This is a genomic window from Ruegeria sp. K3, from assembly GCF_056531845.1.
Map to the genome: position 1 here is coordinate 1 of NZ_JBQFMM010000027.1, position 4,893 is coordinate 4,893.

The window sequence follows — 4,893 nt, forward strand, 5'->3', positions numbered from 1 at the left end:
TTACAAAGGCCGCTTCAAGTCGGATTTTGAGCAGTGGAATCCACTCTTCAAACCGGTCAAGAAGGTGGGTTCTCAACCAGCTTCGAAGGGCAGATTGGTAGCCAGTTTCGGATGCGATTGAGAGAAGTGATTCAAAATCACTCGGAATGGTTTTTGGCCATTCATTGTCCATGGGTTTGTCCTGTCAGAATATGGCCTGGGGTATGGCCTGCAGGAAAGCATGTATGAGACCTTCAATCGGTTGCCAACCTGAAATCCGAAATCTCATTCTTCCGGCATTTGGTGTTTGATCCCACGAATTGATAGTGCGACCCATTCGATGGAATGGAAGCATAACCTATTGGAGTTATACATCACGACTGCGCCACGTACTATTACCCGGCAGGCGATTTCCATATCAAATCTGCCGAGAGGGCACGCTCGCCTTCGGAGCAGCAATACAGCGATCGTAAATCTCGACCGCGGAGCTGAGCCGAGAGCTTGGCGTCAGCCAAAAGACGGTCGCGAATTGGCGGAAACGGCAGACTGTTCAGAATCAGAAGACCGGTCCCAGAGAGCCTCGTTCAACCGTGTTCAGCGAAGAAGAGGAGGACATATCATTTCTTTCGGTCGGCACACCCTCCTGCCGCTGGCTGACTGCCTTTATGCTCTACAGCCAAACAGCCAAAGATCCCGTATCTGACGCGCTCTTCTTTGCATCGTTGCTTGAAACGGCGCGGGTTACCTCGATTGCGGGACGTTACGGGTGAAAAACCCAAGCGGCAAAAGTTCAAGCGCTATCCGATCGGCTCCTTCCACATCCACCGCCCGGCAGTCTTTTGCAAAGCAAACGACGAGAGGGGATATCGCTGAGGTCAGAACTGAAGAAGGAAAACTCCATCTTTTTGTTGCCATTGATCGAACCAGCAAGTTCGCGGCGGCACAGTTGGTAGAGAAGGCCTAAAGCAAAACGGCGTGGGAATTCTTCGAAAACCTGCTCGAAGCTGTGCCTTGTCGCAATCACACCATCCTGACAGAGTTGCCAATTGTTGCGCCATTGGTTCGAGCGACCATTGGCGACGGCATCCAGTTCGTTAAACAGCCCGGGAACCGGAACACTGTCTGTTTCATGACATTTCGGTTTGACATGATTTGCGAAGCCAACGGGATTGAACACCGGCTTACAAAGCCGAACCATCCGTGGACCAACGGTCAAGTCGAACGCACAAACCGCACGATCAAAGAGGCCATGATCAAGCGATACCACTACGACGGCCTCGATCAGCCTTACAGACATCTCACCGACTGCCTGGATGCCTAAAACTACGCGCGCCGCTTGAAAACGCTAACCGGTCTCACGCCATACGAATAAATCTGCAAAATCTGGACTTCAGAACCAGATCGACTCATTGTCGATCCGATCCACCAGATGCCGGATCTGAACACTTAGTCTTCCATTCCTAAAACAACGGTGGACCACTTCAGTGAGGGAATATCTCGAGTTGGAGTGCAATACGCGTTTTGACCTCGTCTCAATCAGCCTGAAACGCACCCAGAACGCGAATGTCCGCGTCGCTATCATCGATTGACAGCACACCGCCCAATTCGTCGGCTGCGGGACCAAAGAAGGTGCCGTTTGTGCCGCTTGTTGAACTTGATTCATCCAATGGGGCAAAGATGCCCGTTCCTGTAACGCTACCATCAATGAAGTTGTCGCCCACGATGTCTGCCTCGGTCAATGTGATCGTTCCCTGGTCTCCCACGTCGGTACCGTTGAACGTTCCCGCGAGATTGGAGAACTCGCCATCCACGTGACCTTCGGCCCAATTGGCCGTGAATTGAGCATCGCCTTCAAGCACATATGTACCGTTTTCGACCACAGTGACCATTCCAACCCAACCTTCATTATAGGTTGCGGTATCTGTTGTCGGCAGGTCACCCGCCTGGACATCAAGGCCGACGGCACCAAAGATGCTTTCGCCGTTGATCCAGACAACACGCGAATAGTCCCCATTTGCGGGATTGATGTATTCGGCTCCGTCGATATTTGTTCCATCCAGCAGACCGCCTGCAATGGCACCACTACTATATGTGAGGCTGACTGCATCGCTACCGGTTGGACCTTGCCGATTTAACAGCACATAAGCCATGTTGCCCAGGCCAATGGTATCGCGATCGCTGAGTGCGACATAGCCGGGATCAGTTAGCGCAGGGTCAGGATCAGTTAGCGCAGGGTCAGGATCAGTTAGCGCAGGGTCAGGATCAGTTAGTGCTGGTGTCTCGGACGGTTCCTCGCCGCCACCGCCACCTCCACCGCCACAGGCCGCCAGCGCGAGCGCCATGATGAAGCAAGACATCCATTGGAAGTACATTTTGGGCATCACATGAAATCCAATTCAGTTACTGTCACGTTTTCGAAGGTGATCGAGAATTCAACGCCGTTCTGGTCGAACGTGAAGATCGTATCGCCGTCAGAAGTGCTTAAGTCTCCTTGATCGACGGAGAACCCCTGAAGCTCGATGAGATCAATGCCCGGTTCAAAATCGAGAATCAGATTGTCGCCTGTGGTCTGATCAAAGACAAAGGTGTCGGCACCGCCGCCACCTTCCAACACGTCGTTGCCGGACCCGGCGATCAATATGTCATCGCCTGAGATAAAGCTGCCTGTTGGATCGCCGCGCAATGTGTCGTCGCCGGTACCGCCGTCCAGCACATCATCCCCGATCCCGCCAACCAGCGTATCGTTGCCACTGTTGCCTTGTGCATTCAGCGTCCCACCACCGCCGATAATGGTGTCGTTCCCTGCATTGCCGGACAGGGTGTTGTTCCCGCGCGTATCAACCAGAAGGTCGTTCCCCTCCTGGCCATTGATTTCATCATTCCCCGCACCGCCATAGAAGCTGTCGTCAAGCGCCGTACCGTCCAGCACATCATTCCCGCCTTTGGCATAGGCGGTTTGCGCTACCGCGATATGCTTAAAATTGACCTCTTCGTCACTGTTGTCCCAGCTACGCTCGCCATACAGTTCTTGGATTCCTGCGATATCGTCTTCACCCAGCTTGTGCGCACTTTTATTTGCTAAGCGGTGCATGATCGATTCAGATTCGTTGTTCTCGTTAAGGACGTTGTAGTGGTCAAGACCAAGTGAGTGGCCAATTTCGTGCAAGAGCACCTGTACGAAGCTCATCGTGTCACCGTCTGTCTCCGGCCGCCAGGTTACGTCCGCCTCTAATGAGATATTGGAGCGCAGCATTTCGACGAGGCCTTCATCGTTCTTGTCGGTCGTAGAAAAGTTGTATTCCGCCTTGCCGACTGCGCCTCCGCTTAGGGGTTCGATGTTGAATCTGATATCGGCGTCGTTGAAACTGATATCGGGGTCGTCAGATTCTGAGATGTATCGGAAAGTCACCCCGGCGATGGCGGTCCATGCGTCGAATGCCTCAAACACCAAATCCTCAAATACCAGTATACTGTAGCCTGCAACCATCTGAAGCCCGGCGAGATTCATTGCCCACGTGATTTCACCGCTTGGTGTCCTGCGGAAGGTTTCGCCCCATTTCATGTTGGCAACGGCGCCATCGTTAGCCGTCGTTTCGAGGAGATTGAATTCTGCAGAGCCAGATGTAATGGTACCATCTGCACCACAATTTACGCACCCACACATTACACACATTGCTTCGTCCCTGCTTGTCTCAAAACTCCCGACAACCGAAATGCACCGGAACAGTGAACCGGTGAATTGTCACCAAACGTCCCTTTAGGTACGCGGAGCGTCAGCGGGCGCGGCGCGAAAACGGCACACACAACGGACCAATATCAGTGAAACTAACCGCCGTCGTTGTTCGAGCGTCTCAATTGTTTTGACGAATAGAATCAGGGATTTCAGCGGGCTACAGTTCATCAGCGATCGGCCGAAGCGCACAGTCGACAGGCCGGTGTGTTGCACAGAACCGCATCTCAGTTATCGCCGTCGTTTTCGATCACGTGTTCAAGCCTCCGCGCAGAAGGATCAGCCCTTCTCTCCAGAACAAAGTCGCCCAAGTCATTGGGTCCGACTAAGATGCGAAGGTCCGCTTCAAATGGGCCGTCACAAAGATCATGAATGACCGCCTTTCGATCCTATCTTGATCGCGGCTACAACGCTGTGAAAATCAAGGTGGGTCAGCCCACGTTGGACGAAGATATCAAGCGTGTCCAAACGGATCGCGAATTGATCGGCCCCGATGTGACTTTTAGGGTGGACGCAAATTACTCGATTAGCGTTGACGAAGCCATCGCTGTTGCTGAAGCATTTAAACCGTTTGATATCACCTGGTTTGAAGAGCCGATCATTCCCGATGACAATAAAGGCTTTGGCCGGATAGCGGATGCGACAGGTATGCCACTTGCGATGGGTGAGAACCTGCATACCATTCACGAATTCGAGTATGCGTTTGACGATGCCAAGCTGAGCTTCTTTCAACCTGACGCGTCAAATTGCGGTGGCATTACGGGCTGGTTGCAAGTTGCAAAACTCAGCTAAGCCCATATCATTCCCGTTTGTTCGCATGGCATGCAAGAGCTGCATGTTAGCCTGGTCTGGGCGCAGCCGAATGCAGGCTGGATCGAAGCCCATTCCTTTCCGATCGACGCATACACTCATCGTCCACTGGTGATTCGGGACAACCTTGCTTTTGCACCTTCTGCGCCGGGAATTGGCGTGACTTTTGACTGGAACAAACTGAACGCCGTACTCGACGGCATGAACAGATTACTGCTGAATTTATTCGCTCTGCGTTTTACCGCGGCGACAAAAACTTCGCTGTCAAGCAGGCTAAGCTAGAGTCAGGACCCATTGATTTCCGCTTGGCTGCGTGATTCACGGTTCGAAAATCGAGCGGTGACCATGTCTAATCTTTTCTAGCTGACGGATGC

General features: G+C 52.7%; 4 protein-coding genes and 1 pseudogene. 3 read left to right on the forward strand and 2 right to left on the reverse strand.

Annotation, left to right across the window (positions count from 1 at the left end; translation table 11 throughout):
- The first annotated feature begins 401 nt into the window (after positions 1-401).
- Positions 402-1,429 (forward strand): annotated as a pseudogene (locus ACR0MP_RS21905) (integrase core domain-containing protein).
- Between the two features lie 82 nt (positions 1,430-1,511).
- On the opposite strand, the gene ACR0MP_RS21910 reads toward ACR0MP_RS21905, so the two are convergent.
- Together ACR0MP_RS21910 and ACR0MP_RS21915 are read right to left on the reverse strand one after the other, a co-directional pair.
- Positions 1,512-2,360: a transferrin-binding protein-like solute binding protein gene (locus ACR0MP_RS21910; RefSeq protein ID WP_480887786.1), complete on the reverse strand. Its 849-nt coding sequence runs from the start codon at positions 2,358-2,360 to the stop codon at positions 1,512-1,514.
- Positions 2,360-3,541, reverse strand: a complete 1,182-nt coding sequence (locus ACR0MP_RS21915) for a matrixin family metalloprotease (RefSeq protein ID WP_480887789.1) — start codon at positions 3,539-3,541, stop codon at positions 2,360-2,362. Before ACR0MP_RS21915 ends, ACR0MP_RS21910 begins: the two co-directional genes overlap by 1 nt.
- A gap of 540 nt (positions 3,542-4,081) precedes the next feature.
- Between ACR0MP_RS21915 and ACR0MP_RS21920 the strand changes: the two genes are divergently transcribed.
- Positions 4,082-4,501 carry an enolase C-terminal domain-like protein gene (locus tag ACR0MP_RS21920; protein WP_480887791.1) on the forward strand — a complete coding sequence of 140 codons (420 nt, stop codon included), beginning with the start codon at positions 4,082-4,084 and terminating at the stop codon, positions 4,499-4,501.
- 30 nt (positions 4,502-4,531) lie between these two features.
- Positions 4,532-4,801 carry a hypothetical protein gene (locus ACR0MP_RS21925; RefSeq protein WP_480887793.1) on the forward strand — a complete coding sequence of 90 codons (270 nt, stop codon included), beginning with the start codon at positions 4,532-4,534 and terminating at the stop codon, positions 4,799-4,801.
- The last annotated feature ends 92 nt before the right edge of the window (positions 4,802-4,893 follow it).